Annotated in this window: 16 protein-coding genes; 10 read left to right on the forward strand and 6 right to left on the reverse strand. The window is 65.7% G+C overall.

Annotated features, from left to right (window positions below; genetic code table 11):
- Window positions 1-53: 53 nt before the first annotated feature.
- Both AB431_RS09830 and AB431_RS09835 read left to right on the forward strand, forming a co-directional pair.
- The gene (locus tag AB431_RS09830; RefSeq protein ID WP_235435912.1) at window positions 54-1,070 is read left to right on the forward strand and encodes a phosphotransferase family protein; all 1,017 of its coding nucleotides are present in this window, start codon (window positions 54-56) and stop codon (window positions 1,068-1,070) included.
- A 333-nt stretch (window positions 1,071-1,403) separates the two neighbouring features.
- Complete coding sequence (locus AB431_RS09835) at window positions 1,404-1,862, forward strand: homocitrate synthase (RefSeq protein WP_047329761.1); 459 nt, start codon at window positions 1,404-1,406, stop codon at window positions 1,860-1,862.
- 12 nt (window positions 1,863-1,874) lie between these two features.
- Here the strand turns inward: AB431_RS09835 and AB431_RS09840 are convergent, their stop codons facing one another.
- A complete protein-coding gene (locus tag AB431_RS09840) occupies window positions 1,875-3,359 on the reverse strand; it encodes a cytochrome P450 (RefSeq protein WP_047329762.1) in 1,485 nt (494 codons plus the stop codon).
- Window positions 3,360-3,490: 131 nt separating this feature from the next.
- On the opposite strand from AB431_RS09840, the gene AB431_RS09845 reads away from it, so the two are divergent.
- Both AB431_RS09845 and AB431_RS09850 read left to right on the forward strand, forming a co-directional pair.
- Entirely contained in the window at window positions 3,491-4,129 is a 639-nt protein-coding gene (locus tag AB431_RS09845) for a TetR/AcrR family transcriptional regulator (protein WP_047333268.1), read from the forward strand.
- 4 nt (window positions 4,130-4,133) lie between these two features.
- On the forward strand, window positions 4,134-5,102 hold the full coding sequence (locus tag AB431_RS09850) for an SDR family oxidoreductase (protein WP_235435871.1): 969 nt from the start codon (window positions 4,134-4,136) through the stop codon (window positions 5,100-5,102).
- On the opposite strand, the gene AB431_RS29900 is transcribed toward AB431_RS09850, so the two are convergent.
- Both AB431_RS29900 and AB431_RS09860 read right to left on the reverse strand, forming a co-directional pair.
- Complete coding sequence (locus AB431_RS29900) at window positions 5,008-6,054, reverse strand: DNA polymerase IV (RefSeq protein ID WP_144418228.1); 1,047 nt, start codon at window positions 6,052-6,054, stop codon at window positions 5,008-5,010. The genes AB431_RS09850 and AB431_RS29900 overlap by 95 nt on opposite strands.
- Window positions 6,051-6,653, reverse strand: coding sequence for a TetR/AcrR family transcriptional regulator (locus tag AB431_RS09860; RefSeq protein WP_369803006.1), 603 nt, complete (start codon window positions 6,651-6,653; stop codon window positions 6,051-6,053). The genes AB431_RS29900 and AB431_RS09860 overlap by 4 nt, the downstream gene beginning before the upstream one ends.
- A gap of 87 nt (window positions 6,654-6,740) precedes the next feature.
- Here AB431_RS09860 and AB431_RS09865 point away from each other — a divergent pair, with 87 nt between their 5' ends.
- Entirely contained in the window at window positions 6,741-7,283 is a 543-nt protein-coding gene (locus tag AB431_RS09865) for an NADPH-dependent FMN reductase (RefSeq protein ID WP_047329765.1), read from the forward strand.
- A 52-nt stretch (window positions 7,284-7,335) separates the two neighbouring features.
- Here the strand turns inward: AB431_RS09865 and AB431_RS09870 are convergent, their stop codons facing one another.
- Window positions 7,336-8,172 (reverse strand): MerR family transcriptional regulator, encoded by an 837-nt coding sequence (locus AB431_RS09870; RefSeq protein WP_047333269.1) that lies wholly within the window; start codon window positions 8,170-8,172, stop codon window positions 7,336-7,338.
- A 196-nt stretch (window positions 8,173-8,368) separates the two neighbouring features.
- Here AB431_RS09870 and AB431_RS09875 point away from each other — a divergent pair, with 196 nt between their 5' ends.
- The 5 genes from AB431_RS09875 to nrdE all read left to right on the forward strand — a co-directional run bounded on the left by AB431_RS09875 (window position 8,369) and on the right by nrdE (window position 13,091).
- Complete coding sequence (locus AB431_RS09875) at window positions 8,369-8,662, forward strand: nuclear transport factor 2 family protein (protein WP_082135877.1); 294 nt, start codon at window positions 8,369-8,371, stop codon at window positions 8,660-8,662.
- Entirely contained in the window at window positions 8,659-9,498 is an 840-nt protein-coding gene (locus tag AB431_RS09880; RefSeq protein ID WP_047329767.1) for an SDR family NAD(P)-dependent oxidoreductase, read from the forward strand. The genes AB431_RS09875 and AB431_RS09880 overlap by 4 nt, the downstream gene beginning before the upstream one ends.
- Before the next feature lie 707 nt (window positions 9,499-10,205).
- The gene (locus tag AB431_RS09885) at window positions 10,206-10,445 is read left to right on the forward strand and encodes a redoxin NrdH (protein ID WP_047329768.1); all 240 of its coding nucleotides are present in this window, start codon (window positions 10,206-10,208) and stop codon (window positions 10,443-10,445) included.
- Window positions 10,446-10,473: 28 nt separating this feature from the next.
- A complete protein-coding gene (nrdI, locus tag AB431_RS09890; RefSeq protein ID WP_047333270.1) occupies window positions 10,474-10,956 on the forward strand; it encodes a class Ib ribonucleoside-diphosphate reductase assembly flavoprotein NrdI in 483 nt (160 codons plus the stop codon).
- The gene (nrdE, locus tag AB431_RS09895) at window positions 10,923-13,091 is read left to right on the forward strand and encodes a class 1b ribonucleoside-diphosphate reductase subunit alpha (RefSeq protein WP_047329769.1); all 2,169 of its coding nucleotides are present in this window, start codon (window positions 10,923-10,925) and stop codon (window positions 13,089-13,091) included. Before nrdI ends, nrdE begins: the two co-directional genes overlap by 34 nt.
- A 31-nt stretch (window positions 13,092-13,122) precedes the next feature.
- Here the strand turns inward: nrdE and AB431_RS09900 are convergent, their stop codons facing one another.
- The gene (locus tag AB431_RS09900; RefSeq protein WP_047329770.1) at window positions 13,123-13,623 is read right to left on the reverse strand and encodes a hypothetical protein; all 501 of its coding nucleotides are present in this window, start codon (window positions 13,621-13,623) and stop codon (window positions 13,123-13,125) included.
- 80 nt (window positions 13,624-13,703) lie between these two features.
- On the reverse strand, window positions 13,704-14,084 hold the full coding sequence (locus tag AB431_RS09905) for a DUF5997 family protein (protein ID WP_047329771.1): 381 nt from the start codon (window positions 14,082-14,084) through the stop codon (window positions 13,704-13,706).
- Between the last annotated feature and the right edge of the window lie 26 nt (window positions 14,085-14,110).

Raw genomic sequence — 14,110 nt, forward strand, 5'->3', positions numbered from 1 at the left:
CCAATACCGTCGACCGGACCGCCGAGGTCCCAGGGACACTCGACGACACCGCGGTGGTGGCTCTGGGCGCCTGGCTGCGTGAGCGTGGAATCGGTTCGGCGGTCAGCGATATCGAGCCGCTGGCCGGCGGCACCCAGAACGTGGTGGTGCGGCTGCGCGTCGACGGCCGCCGGCTGGTGTTGCGCCGGCCGCCGCCGCATCCGCGTTCCAACAGCAACCGCACCATGCAGCGCGAGATCGCGGTGCTGCAGACGTTGGGCGGCAGCGCGGTGCCTCACCCCGAATTCGTGGCCGGCTGCGAAGACCTCGGCGTGCTGGGCGTCGTCTTCTACCTCATGGAAGACGTCGACGGCTTCAACCCGGCGACCGAGGTGGCCGAGGCGTACGTCGGCAACCCGAGAATGCGCCATCGTGTCGGCCTGAACTACGCGGCCGATCTCGCCCGGCTGAGCGCCGCACCGTGGCAGGGTCGCCCGCTGCAGCGTCTGCACCGTCCGGGATCCTTTCTGGCGCGCCAGGTTCCGAACTTTCTTGGGCTGCTCGAGAGCTATCGGCATGCGAACTATCGGCCGGAAGCTCTTGAGGTGGGGCGGCTCGCGGACTGGCTGGGTGACCACCGGCCACCCGACGGTGAGCCGGGCATCATGCACGGCGACGCGCACCTCAACAACGTTCTACTGCGCCGCGACGCACCCGAGGTTGCGGCCTTTGTCGACTGGGAGATGTGCACCATCGGCGATCCGCTGCTGGACCTGGGGTGGATCCTGGTGTGCTGGCCCGACGATCCGGACCCGATCAATGCCGGACGGGAACTGGCGGCACTGGGTGGTCTGCCCTCGCGCACCGAACTGGTGGCGGCCTACGCCGACGCCGGAGGCAGACCCACCGACCATCTCGACTGGTACATAGCGATGGCGTGCTTCAAGCTGGCGATCGTCATCGAAGGCACCTACTCGAGGTATCTGGCCGGCCGAGCCCATCGTGAAGCCGGTGAGCGCCTGCATGATTCGGCGAGCCGGCTGATCGAGCTCGGGGAGCGCGTCGCGGCGGGGGACAATCCCTTCGCCTAACGGCCGGGCTGGACGCCCTGTCCGCAGGTGCACTGCTGAGCCGGCGGCACGTCACGCATCACCTGGTCGACGTGCTCGCCGCACCCCGCCCAGGTGGTCTTGTGGCAGTGGGGACATTCAACGGGATAGCACATATCAACTCCTCCGGGTTGGAAGCTTAGGCGGACGATAACTCGTTTGCGTCGCCCGGTCGCACAGGTCTACCCTGGCGACCATGCGCCGTGCCCTTGCCGTAGTAACCGCCCGCAGCGGGGTCTGATCCAGACCGACCCCCCGCTGTGGGTCGAAGCTACGACGTCGGTCAGCCTCCTTCCGAGCGAGAAGACCGATTCCATGAGCACCACCATCTCTGAAGCCGCACCACATTTCTGCGCCCCGCTGCCAACGGAGCTGCGCGAACATGCCCAAGCCATGTCGTGGAGTACCTTCACCGACATCTACAGCCCGACCGGTGGCCCGGTGCGCCTCGGGTCCTGGGAGTGCGAAGAGCGTCCGTCCCGGCTCGGCCCGCAGCCGCGCCGGTTCTGCGCGACGCTCGCTGTCGGTGACCGCACAGAAACCGCGACCGTGCATGCCAGCGGTCCGGTCGCGGCGCTGACCGCGATGCTCTACGAGCGGGGGATCGGCGTCGAGATGACCCGCTTCCACCAGCTGGCCGCCGGCACGCACACCGCGACCTTCGTCCAGGGCAGCGATGGACGCCAACGGGAATGGGCGATGGGCTGGTCCGAAGACGCCACCCAGTCGGCACTGCAGGCGGTCATCGCCTGTGCCAACCGGCTGATCGGCTGAGTGCGCGGTCCGTCAGTGCAGCGGGCGCAGCACGATCGGCATGCCGTCCATCGGCACCGGCATGCCGCCGTAGTCCTGGCGCGGTTCGTAGCCAGGGCGGGGCAGTTCGAGCCGGTAGCGGCGCAACAGCCGATGCATGATCGTCTTGATCTCCAGCTGGCCGAAGACCATGCCGATGCACTTGTGGGCGCCGCCGCCGAACGGGGTGAACCCGTAGCGGTGCTTCTTGTGCTCGTTGCGCGGCTCGGCGAAGCGGGCCGGGTCGAACTTGTACGGGTCGGGGTAGATCTCCTCGAGCCGGTGTGTCATGCCGGGGTAGTAGATGACGTTGGTGCCCTCGGGCAGGTAGTAGCCGAGCAGCTCGGTGTCGCGCACGGTTCGGCGCATGGCCCACTGCACTGGTGAGACCAGCCGGATCGACTCGTTCATCACCAGGTCGAGGGACTCGAGTTTCTCCAGCGACTCGATGTCGAGCGGGCCGTCGCCGAGCCGGTCGGACTCGTCACGGCAGCGCTCCTGCCATTCGGGGTTGGCGGCCAGGTAGTAGGACATCGTCGTCGCGGTGGACGTCGAGGTGTCGTGCGCGGCCATCATCAGGAAGATCATGTGGTTGACGATGTCTTCATCGGAGAACTTGTTGCCGTCCTCGTCCTCGGTCTGACACAGGACCGACAAAAGATCCGAGCCGTCCGTGCCGCGCTTCTCCTTCACCCGCGCCTCGAAGTAGTTCTCCAGGTACTCGCGCGCCTTCACACCGCGCCACCAGGTGAACGGCGGGACGGAGGTGCGGATGATCGCGTTGCCGGCCCGGGTGGTGACGGTGAACGCCTTGTTCACCTTGGTCACCAGCTCGCGGTCGGTTCCTGGCTCATGGCCCATGAACACCATGGACGCGATGTCGAGGGTGAGTTCCTTCATCGCCGGATAGAGCAGGAACCGCGGGTCGTTGGTGACCCAGTCGTTGGCCACCACCTGGGAGACGACCTTGTCGACCTGCTCGGTGTAGCCGACCAGCCGGGTTCGGGTGAACGCCTCTTGCATGATCCGGCGGTGGAACATGTGTTCCTCGAAGTCCATCAGCATCAGGCCGCGGTTGAAGAACGCCCCGATCATCGGGGTCCAGCCCTGCTGCGAGTAGTCCTTGTTGCGGTTGGAGTAGATCGCCTGCCCGGCGTCGGGGCCCAGCGCCGCCACCGTCGGGATGATGGGTGAATCGAGCAGCATGACGGGGCCGTGCTTGCGGTACTTCTGCAGCCAGAAGTCGGGGCCGCCACGGAACATCTCGACCATGTGGCCGATGATCGGCAGCCCCGCGTCGCCCATCACCGCTTTGAGGTCGCTGCCGGCGGGGGGTTGAGCCATCGCGTGCTGCGGCCAGTCGCGCGCATTCAGCCGCTTTTCCAGTAGACCCATGCCGGGCAGCGTCAGCATCGGTGACGTCGTGACGCGGCGCTTGGCCTGGTCCAGTACGTACTGCGGGGTGCTGATCGTGGCCATTGACGCTCCTTGAAAACAGGCATCTGTGCCGGCCGCGGTGTGGCCGGCACCACAGGGATACTCCATCCTCGCCAACTTTCTTGACGCATGTCAAGTTTCACTTCGGCCCCGGCGTGGTGCAAGGTATTTGGGTGACCGCGCAGCAAGAGCCCACCGAGGCGCCTCGTCGTCGCGGCGACAAGCAGCGCCACGCGATCGTCCAAGCCGTCCGCGAGCTGCTCGAAGAGAAGCCCTTCGCCGAGCTGTCCGTCAGCACGATCAGCGACCGCGCCGGGGTCGCCCGGTCCGGCTTCTACTTCTACTTCGATTCCAAGTACGCCGTGCTGGCCCACATCGTCGGTGAGGCCGCGCACGAACTCGAGGAACTCACCCAGTCGTTCGCGCCCCGCGGACCCGAGGAAACGCCGACGGCGTTCGCCGAACGCATGGTGCGCAGCGCCGCGGCCGTCTACGCCCACAACGACCCGGTGATGTCGGCCTGCAACGCCGCCCGCCACACCGACGCCGAGATCCGGGAGATCCTGGACGCCTACAACGAGGCGGTCGTCGACCAGATCGTGCCGATCGTCGAGGCCGAGCTGAGCAATCGCACCGCATCACCGATCAGCGACGATATCCGCGGGTTGGTCCGAACCCTCGCGGCGACAACGGCTTTCACGCTGTCCGGTGACTCCGCATTCGTCGGCCCCGACCGGAAGATGGACGAGGCGGTGCTTATCCTGGAAAAGCTCTGGCTGCATGCGCTTTGGGGCGGACAGGTCGGCGAGTAGATCCATGGCTGACGGCTTCGCGGGCAAGAGAGTCTTCATCACCGGCGCCGCCAGCGGCATCGGGCGCTCCACCGCCCTTCGTCTGGCCCGCGACGGCGCCGAGCTGTATCTGACCGACGTCAACGCCGACGGATTGGAACAGACGGTCGCCGACGTGCGCGCGCTCGGCGCCGAGGTGCCCGAACATCGGGCGCTGGACATCTCCGACTACGACGCGGTCGCCGGCTTCGCCGCTGACATTCACACCCGCAATCCCGCGATGGACATCGTGATGAACATCGCCGGTATCTCGGCGTGGGGGACGGTCGATCAACTGACGCACCGCCACTGGCAATCGATGATCGACGTCAACCTGATGGGCCCGATCCACGTCATCGAGACGTTCTTGCCGCCGATGATGGCCGCGGGGCGAGGCGGCCAGCTGGTCAACGTGTCGTCGGCCGCAGGTCTGGTGGCGCTGCCGTGGCATGCCGCCTACAGCGCGAGTAAGTATGGGCTGCGCGGACTTTCGGAGGTACTGCGCTTCGACCTGGCCCGCCACGACATCGGCGTCTCGCTGGTGGTCCCGGGTGCGGTGGATACCCCGCTGGTGCAGACGGTGGAGATCGCCGGCGTGGACCGCGACCATCCGAAGGTGCAGAAGTGGGTCAAGCGGTTCAGCGGGCACGCGGTCTCGCCGGAGAAAGTCGCCGAGGCGATTCTGGCCGGCGTCACCAAGAACCGCTTCCTGATCTACACCTCACCGGACATCCGTGCGTTCTATGCGTTCAAACGATTGGCCTGGTGGCCGTACAGCGTGGCGATGACACGGGTCAACGTGTTCTTCACCCGGGTGCTGCGCCCGCGGAGCGCAACGTTCGTGCCCCCGTCCGCGAGCATCACGGTGGCGGCGCCAGCTCCAATCGAACACCCAACAGGCGCACCGGACGGTCGAGTTCGAACAGATCGAGCACCCGTAGTGCCGCCGCGGTGATCACTTCGCCATCGACGCTGGGCTCGTCGAGTTTGCGAATCTTGGTCCGCGTGTAGAACGTGTTGGTGCGCACGGTGACTGCCACACGGGTGACGATGCGCGACTGCGCGACGACGTCGGCGAGGGCATGATGCGCGAGCTCGACGATGGCGGTATCCATCTCGGCCCGCTCGGTCAGATCGCGCGGGAAGGTGATGACGTGACTGCGGGAGCGCGGAATCCACGGCTCGGCGCTGACCGTTGTGTCTCCGCCGCCCTTGGCCAGCAGGAGAAGCCACAGGCCGGTGCGCGGGCCGAAGGTGGCGGTGAGCAGCTCGGCGTCGGTGTGGGCGAGTTCGCGCACTGTCGTAATGCCAAGATCGGCAAGCTTTTTCGTGGTCTTCGGTCCTACGCCCCACAGGGCGTCGACCGGGCGGGCACCCATCTGTTCCATCCAGTTGGCGTCGGTGAGCGTGTAGACACCGTCGGGCTTGCCGAAGCCGGTCGCGACCTTGGCGCGCTGCTTGTTGTCGCTGATGCCCACCGAGCAGACCAGCCCGGTCTCGGCGGCGATCACGGTCCGGATCCGCTCGGCGAGCTCGACCGGGTCGGCGACGTGGGCGCCGACGTACGCCTCGTCCCAGCCCCATACCTCCACGGGATGACCGAGATCGCGCAGCAGACCCATCACCTGATCGGAGGCCTCATCGTAGGCCGGCGGGTCGGACGGCAGGAACGTCGCGTCCGGGCACTTGCGGGCCGCGCTGCGCAACGGCATCCCGGCGTGCACGCCGAAGCCGCGGGCCTCATACGATGCGCACGTCACCACCTTGCGTGGCTCGGTGGGATCGCCACTGCCACCAACGATCACGGGTAGCCCCACCAGTTCGGGGTGGCGCCGCAGCTCCACGGAAGCCAGAAACTGATCGAGGTCGACGTGCAGCACCCAGTCGCGGGCTGGTGGCGAGGTCACTTCCCGCACAGCTTGCGCGCGACGCTGTCCCAGGCGTCGCCCAGGCTGTCCAGGGTGTGGCCGCGTTCGAGGAGCTGACGGGTGACGTAGTCGGCATCCAGCAGCGCCAGCAGTGCGTCCGCCTGGGCGTCGAGGTCACCGGTGCTGCCCGCCGCGTCCAGCAGTACCCGGACGTGGGTGTGCATCACCGCGAACGGCGCGCTGTAGCGGGAATCCGGGTCTCGGTTGGCATCGAGGAGTAAATCGCGGTGAGTCTGGACGAATCGCAGCCGCTCTCGGCCGAACGCCAGAAGTCGTTGCAGGGGAGGTGCTTCCGGACCCAACGGAGCCGGACCGAACATGAAGGCCTGCTGAATGGCGCGCTCGTCCTCGTCGAGCAGGACCATCATCAGCCCGGCGCGGCTGCCGAAGCGGCGGAACAGTGTGCCCTTGCCGACGCCGGCTGCCGCGGCGATCTCGTCCATGGAGACCGCGTCGGCGCCTCGTTCGGCGATCAGGGTGCGGGCGGCATCGAGCAGTAGTAGCCGGTTTCGGGCGGCATCGCCTCGTTCGTGCGGCGCGGAAACGGATAGCTCATCGGCTCCGAAGGTCGCGCTCACTCCCACACTTTAGCTCAGCGGGAAATAAACCGGACCATGGTCCGGTTCTGTCGTGGGAGGATCGTGAACGACTGAAGGGATTGCGACATGACGGACATCAACGTGCTGGCGCTGGTAGGCAGTTTGCGGGCGGCGTCGGTCAATCGCCAGCTCGCCGAACTGGCGGCGGAGTCGGCGTCCGACGGCGTCACCGTCACCGTCTATGAGGGGCTTGGCGAGTTGCCGCACTACAACGAGGACATCGACACCGCCGACGCACACCCGGCGGTGGCGGCGCTGCGGGCCGCTGCCGCCAACGCCGACGCCGCGCTGGTGGTGACCCCGGAATACAACGGCAGCATCCCGGGCGTGTTGAAAAATGCCATCGACTGGTTGTCCCGGCCCTACGGCAACGGCGCGCTGAAGGACAAGCCGCTGGCCGTCATCGGGTCCGCACTCGGTCAGTACGGCGGGGTGTGGGCGCACGACGAGACGCGCAAGTCGTTTGGCATCGCCGGCCCGCGAGTTGTGGAGACGATCAAACTATCGGTGCCGGCGACGGCGTTCGACGGTAAACATCCGCGGGAGAACGCCGAGGTGGCCGCCGCCGTGCGTGACGTGGTCGGCAAGCTCGCCGCCGAGGTGAGCTGACCGAGCTCAGGGCGCGATCACCAGCTCCACGATCAGCCCGTCACGGCTCCTGTCAGTCCGGCGGTGGGGTAGTGCTGAATATCGGCCAGCAGATCTCCGTAGCGGTGAACGTCGTCGGCTGTGCAGGTGTGCTGCCGATGTAGTGCTCACGGATCGGCCCCTGGTGGCTGATCATGCGTTCGTTCACGTATGTGCCCAGCGCAGCGTAACTACGGTCGATGCCGTCGTCGTGACCGCCGCGGTGTGTGAGAACCGCGTATTCGGCTGCAGGAAGGACCTCCGCGCGGATGCCATCCGGGGGGTCGGTGGATTGCAGCGCTGGGACGAACAGGGTTGCGGTGCCCTGTGATTCGAGGAACAGTGCTCGGTCGTAAAGCCCGCCGGGCACGACCGTGCGATCCGCGCCCGCGCCCGCGGCCGCAGTCACCGCGTCGCGCAGCGTCGTCAACGCTTCCCCGAACCAGGCGTCGATCTCCGCGGTCTCGATGGTGGCGGCGATGGACCATACGGCGAGCGCTCGTTCACGGCGCACCTCCACGTGGGCGGGCACGCGCACCTGGGAGAGCAGTTCGCGCAGCGCGCCGACCGTGTCACGGGTCTGCTGCAGCTGCTCCTCCATTTGTGCGAGATGGCTCGTGATGATCTCGGTGCGCGCCCCGGCGTCGCCGGTGCTCAACAGCGCCTTGATGTCCGGGATGGACATGCCGAGGGATCGGAACCGTCGGATGATCTGCGCGTGATCGACCTGGCTGGTGTCGTAGTAGCGGTAGCCGGTGTGGGCGTCGATGTGGGCCGGCTCGAGGATGCCGATGTCGTGGTAGTGCCGTAGCGCCTTGCGGCTCAGGCTCGTCATCACCGCGAAGTCTCCGATCGAGACCTGAGCGCCCATGGCGTCCTCCTCTGCGTTTGCACCGCCCATGTGATGGGGACACGGCCATCCTGAAGCCTCTCCCAGGGTGAAGGTCAACATCACGCGTTCCGAAGGTTCCTCCGCCCGGGGTTGACCTTCCCCCTACGGCAACGTCCACCGTGGGGTCATGACCAACACAGACTGGGATGCACTCCCCGACACCGTAAGAACGCTCATGACCGCGCTGGATGCCCGTGATGTGGATCGTGCGCTGGCCACGCTCACCACCGATGCTGTGGTGGTCGACGAAGGCCACGACTACACGGGACGTGACGACATCGGATCCTGGATCGCGACTGCGGCCAGCGAGTACACCTACACCACCGCGTTCGCGGGCGCGACGACGACCGACGCAGGCGTCGACGTCGGGCAGCACCTGGAGGGCGACTTTCCCGGTGGGGTCGCCGACCTGCACTACCGCTTCACGCTGGACGGTGCACTGATCAGCCGGTTGGTGATTGAGCCGTGAGCAGGCGGTGGTTCATCACGGGCGGCACACCCGGCAACTTCGGGATGGCGTTCGCCGAGGCGGCGCTGGAGACCGGGGACCGGGTGGTGCTCACCTCTCGGCGTCTGCAGGAGCTGACGACGTGGGCGCAGCAGTACGGCGACCGCGTCCTCGTCGTGCCGATGGATGTCACCGACGCGGCGGCGGTGCGGCGCGCGGTGCGCACCGCCGAAGAGCACCTTGGCGGCATCGACGTGCTGGTGAACAACGCCGGCCGAGGATGGTTCGGATCGATCGAGGCGATGGACGAATCCGCGGTACGGGCGATGTTCGAGCTGAACTTCTTCGGGGTGCTGTCCGTGACGCGGGCAGTACTCCCCGGCATGCGCGCCCGGGGAAACGGGTGGATCGTCAACGTGTCCTCGGTGGCCGGACTCGTCCCGGCGGTCGGGTTCGGCTACTACAGTGCGACGAAGTTCGCGATCGAAGCTGTCACCGATACGTTGCGTGAGGAGGTCGCCGCACAGGGCATCTCTGTGTTGACGGTCGAACCAGGTGCGTTCCGTACCAACGCCTACGCCGGCTTCGCGAACGAGCTCGTCGCCGAGCCTCTTCCGCAGTACCACGACATGCTCGAGCAGGTCCGCGCCGCCTTCGTCGAGATGGACGGCGCACAGCCCGGCGACCCACGCCGCGGTGCCCGTGCGGTGATCGCGGCGATGGCCCAGGACCCGCCCCCGCGTCGGCTGGTCCTCGGTAACAGCGGGTACGACGCCGTGATCGACACGCTGGAGCAGACCCTGGCCGACATCCGGGCGAGCGAAAGACTCTCTCGCACCGCGGACTTCCCACGTTGAACCGATGCGGGTAGACACTGCCAAGTAAGAACGCCGCCCCGCTGCGCGGGCAGCGTGCTGCACCCTGGCCAAGGTCGAGGGCACCGGCCGCACCGGCACCACCTCCGTGTCGGTGGACATGCCGTGCCTGGCCTGATTGCGGCGAGCGCGCTGGGCGGAGCCGCGGCGGATGCCGGCGAGATCGCGGAGGCCGCCACCTGGCCGGCCACGCTAGGGGAACGGCGGGGCCGGCCACTTCCGCCCAGCCCGGCGGAGTGTGTCCTGCTCGGCGAGTGGCTCACCGAGTCGAGCGACTCGGTGTCATTCCCGGGTTGCTGTATGGGCCTGCCGCTGTGCCGGACGGGCAGGCGATGTCGGTATCCGGTGGTACATCTAGGCACAGGTAATGCCGTGCGGCGTGTTGTGACATGCGACACGCCGTGTTGGGAAGGAGTGAAGGGCTTACGACCAGGGAATTTCAGAATTGTTATTCAGAACATGTTGTATCTCTTCTCGCTGTCGGCCACTAGGTGTAGTGTTCGACAGGCCGACAGACCAGAGAGTTACAGGTCCGCCGGATCGCCCGAACCGAAGCTGAGATGTCGGTCCGAGCGGCTCCGCCGGCCAGGAATTTCAGGGTCCGACAGCTCGCTGAAAGTTCATGAGTGCCTGCGCACAGTCAGTCCCGCTGAGTCCATCTCTTTGTTTCGCTGAGGAGCCATTCGCAGATGACCATCACCGTGTACACCAAGCCCGCCTGCGTGCAGTGCAACATGACCTACAAGGCCCTGGACAAGACGGGTCTGACCTACGACGTCGTCGACATCAGCGAGGACGCCGAGGCCCGCGATTACGTGATGGCGCTCGGTTACCTGCAGGCGCCGGTCGTCGTTGCCGGCGGTGATCACTGGTCCGGTTTCCGGCCGGACCGGATCAAGGCCCTCGCCGGTACCGCACTGAGCGCGTAGCGGAGCGGGCGCCACGGAAAGAGATGTGATGAATCCGGATGGCAGCCCGAGCCTGGCAGGCCCGGAGCGGTTGGTGTACTTCTCCAGCGTTTCGGAGAACACCCACCGCTTCGTGCAGAAGCTCGGCGTGCCGGCCATCCGGATTCCGCTTCACGAGCGCATCGAGGTGCAGCGGCCGTACGTCCTGCTCCTGCCGACCTACGGCAGGGGCCGCGGCGACACCCCGCACCTCGAGGCCAAGGGGTACGTCCCCAAGCAAGTCATCAAGTTTTTGAACAATCCGCATAATCGGTCCCACATCCGCGCGGTGGTCGGGGCCGGCAACACCCAATTCGGTGCCGAATATTGCTTCGCGGCCAGGCTGGTCGCGCACAAGTGCCAGGTACCGATGCTCTATCGCTTCGAAATGATGGGAACCGCAGAGGACGTGGAAGCCGTTCGTGCGGAGTTAACGAAATTCTGGAAGGACGAGGACACGTGCCACCTACAGTCACAGCTGCTGAGCCTGTAACGACGTCAGGGCACGCGTTGCCGGGGGAGACCGACTACCACGCGCTGAACGCGATGCTGAATCTGTACGACGCAGACGGCAAGATCCAGTTCGACATGGATCGCCTGGCCGCGCGCCAGTACTTCCTCGAGCACGTCAACCAGAACACCGTGTTCTTCCACAATCAGGACGAGAAGCTCGACTACCTGATCCGCGAGAACTACTACGAGCGGGAAGTTCTCGATCAGTACTCGCGCAACTTCGTCAAGACGCTGACCGACCGCGCCTACGCCAAGAAGTTCCGGTTCCCGACCTTCCTCGGCGCGTTCAAGTACTACACCTCCTACACGTTGAAGACCTTCGACGGGAAGCGCTACCTGGAGCGGTTCGAAGACCGGGTGGTGATGGTGGCGCTGACGCTGGCGGCCGGCGACACCATGCTGGCCGAGAAGCTGGTCGACGAGATCATCGACGGCCGGTTCCAGCCCGCCACCCCGACGTTCCTCAACTCGGGCAAGAAGCAGCGCGGCGAGCCGGTCAGCTGCTTTCTGCTGCGCATCGAGGACAACATGGAGTCGATCGGCCGTTCGATCAACTCCGCGCTGCAGCTGTCCAAGCGCGGCGGTGGAGTTGCGTTGCTGCTGACCAACATTCGCGAGCACGGCGCTCCGATCAAGAACATCGAGAACCAGAGCTCGGGTGTCATCCCGATCATGAAGCTGCTGGAGGACTCGTTCTCCTACGCCAACCAGCTCGGTGCGCGCCAAGGTGCCGGTGCGGTCTACCTGCACGCCCATCACCCCGACATCTACCGCTTCCTGGACACCAAGCGGGAGAACGCCGACGAGAAGATCCGCATCAAGACCCTCTCGCTTGGCGTGGTGATTCCTGACATCACCTTCGAGCTGGCGAAGAAGAACGAGGACATGTACCTGTTCTCGCCCTACGACGTCGAGCGGGTCTACGGCGTTCCCTTCGCGGACATCTCGGTCACCGAGAAGTACCACGAGATGGTCAATGACGGGCGGATCCGCAAGACCAAGATCAAGGCCCGCGAGTTCTTCCAGACGCTGGCGGAGCTGCAGTTCGAGTCGGGTTACCCCTACATCATGTTCGAGGACACGGTGAACCGGGCCAACCCGATCGAGGGCAAGATCACCCACTCGAACCTGTGCTCAGAGATCCTGCAGGTGTCGACGCCCTCGGAGTTCAACGAGGACCTGTCGTATTCCAAGGTGGGCAAGGACATTTCCTGCAACCTGGGTTCGCTGAACATCGCCAAGGCGATGGATTCACCAGACTTCGCGCAGACCATCGAGGTGGCCATCCGCGGGCTGACCGCGGTGAGCGACCAGACGCACATCTGGTCGGTGCCGTCGATCGAGCAGGGCAACAACGACTCGCACGCCATCGGCCTGGGCCAGATGAACCTGCACGGATACCTTGCGCGCGAACGGATCTTCTACGGATCCGAAGAGGGTATCGACTTCACCAACATGTACTTCTACACCGTGCTCTACCACGCGCTGCGGGCGTCGAACAAGATCGCGATCGAGCGCGGGTCGGCCTTCAAGGGCTTCGAGAAGTCGAAGTACGCCTCTGGTGAGTTCTTCGACAAGTACACCGAGCAGGTGTGGGAGCCGGCGACCGAGCGCGTGCGGGAGTTGTTCGCCGAGGCGGGTATTCGAATTCCGACCCAAGAGGATTGGTTGCGGCTCAAGGAGTCGGTGCAGACTCACGGCATCTACAACCAGAACCTGCAGGCGGTGCCGCCGACGGGGTCGATCTCCTACATCAACCACTCGACGTCGTCGATCCACCCGGTGGCGAGCAAGGTCGAGATCCGCAAGGAAGGCAAGATCGGCCGCGTCTACTACCCGGCGCCCTACATGACCAACGACAACCTGGAGTACTACCAGGACGCGTACGAGATCGGCTACGAGAAAATCATCGACACCTACGCCGCGGCCACGCAGCATGTGGACCAGGGGCTTTCGCTGACGCTGTTCTTCAAGGACACCGCCGATACCCGCGAGGTCAACAAGGCGCAGATCTACGCCTGGCGCAAGGGCATCAAGACGCTGTACTACATCCGCCTTCGCCAGATGGCGCTGGAGGGCACTGAGGTGGAGGGTTGCGTCAGCTGCATGTTGTGAGCTGAGCGCCAAGAGATCACAGGCCAGGGATTTATCCCTGGCCTGTGATCTTTCCGGGGTAGGTGGCGTACCCGAGAGCTACCGCGATGATCACGAACTTGATTGACGCTGCGACTTGGGCGCGCTGCGCGTTGACCGCGACGTCCCTGCGGTCGAGCACTTGCAGCAGTGCGACGCCCTCGATCGCGTCGCCTGCCACCGCGCCAGCGGCCAACGCTGATAGCCAGACCGGATGACCCCGGCGTCGCCGCCTGCGGTCGACAAGCAATGCCAACAAGATGCCGTAGCTCGTCATGTAGCCGAAATCGAGCCACATCGACCTGCGGGCCGAGCGCATGCCGTCCTCACCCCATCGGGCCATGATGTCCTCGGCCTTGGCAGCTGAGCCTGCGAGTTCGAACGGGATGATGCCGGGTCCGCCGGTGGCCTGCATCTGACGATCCAACCGGAGCATCACCGCGGAATAACCCACATAGCCGACGGTGGCCACTGCGATCCGGTGCTCGCGCACCCATGTGGACAGGTAGGTCATAGTGGGCAGGGTACGGCTCGTCGCGTCGAGTCAGAACAGAGAGCGAGAGTGACGGCGAAATGTTCGCTCTCAGTTCTGACTCAACGAGTCTTCTTCGCGTGCAACGCCTTCACCCGGCGCTGTTCGGCCAGCACCGCCTGGTAGCTCTCACGCTCGGCGACCAACCAGTCGGGCTTCTCGGCGAGCAGCGCATCGATCTGCTCGGTGGTCAGTGCGTCGGCGACACCGCCGCGCGCGAGGCCCGCGATCGAGACGCCCAGCTTGGCCGCGACCAGGTTCTTCGGGTGCGGGCCGTTCTTACGGAGATCCTTGAGCCACTCCGGTGGGTCGGTCTGCAGGGCGGCCAGCTCGTCGCGGGTGATCGCATTCGCCTGGAATTCCGCGGGCGTCGCCGGCAGGTAGACATCCAGCTTCTTCGCCGCCGTTGCGGGCTTCATGGACTGCGCGTTCGGCCTGCTCATGGCATGAGCCTATCGGTAGCCTGAGG

This window comes from Mycobacterium sp. EPa45 (genome assembly GCF_001021385.1).
Taxonomy (GTDB): Bacteria; Actinomycetota; Actinomycetes; order Mycobacteriales; family Mycobacteriaceae; genus Mycobacterium.

Excerpts from the sequence above, each read along its gene's own strand:
- AB431_RS09835 (WP_047329761.1), top strand. The coding sequence starts at position 1,404 with ATGAGCACCACCATCTCTGAAGCCGCACCACATTTCTGCGCCCCGCTG.
- AB431_RS09840 (WP_047329762.1), bottom strand. The coding sequence starts at position 3,359 with ATGGCCACGATCAGCACCCCGCAGTACGTACTGGACCAGGCCAAGCGC.
- AB431_RS09850 (WP_235435871.1), top strand. The coding sequence starts at position 4,134 with ATGGCTGACGGCTTCGCGGGCAAGAGAGTCTTCATCACCGGCGCCGCC.
- AB431_RS09865 (WP_047329765.1), top strand. The coding sequence starts at position 6,741 with ATGACGGACATCAACGTGCTGGCGCTGGTAGGCAGTTTGCGGGCGGCG.
- AB431_RS09870 (WP_047333269.1), bottom strand. The coding sequence starts at position 8,172 with ATGGGCGCTCAGGTCTCGATCGGAGACTTCGCGGTGATGACGAGCCTG.
- AB431_RS09875 (WP_082135877.1), top strand. The coding sequence starts at position 8,369 with ATGACCGCGCTGGATGCCCGTGATGTGGATCGTGCGCTGGCCACGCTC.
- AB431_RS09885 (WP_047329768.1), top strand. The coding sequence starts at position 10,206 with ATGACCATCACCGTGTACACCAAGCCCGCCTGCGTGCAGTGCAACATG.
- nrdI (WP_047333270.1), top strand. The coding sequence starts at position 10,474 with ATGAATCCGGATGGCAGCCCGAGCCTGGCAGGCCCGGAGCGGTTGGTG.
- AB431_RS09900 (WP_047329770.1), bottom strand. The coding sequence starts at position 13,623 with ATGACCTACCTGTCCACATGGGTGCGCGAGCACCGGATCGCAGTGGCC.
- AB431_RS09905 (WP_047329771.1), bottom strand. The coding sequence starts at position 14,084 with ATGAGCAGGCCGAACGCGCAGTCCATGAAGCCCGCAACGGCGGCGAAG.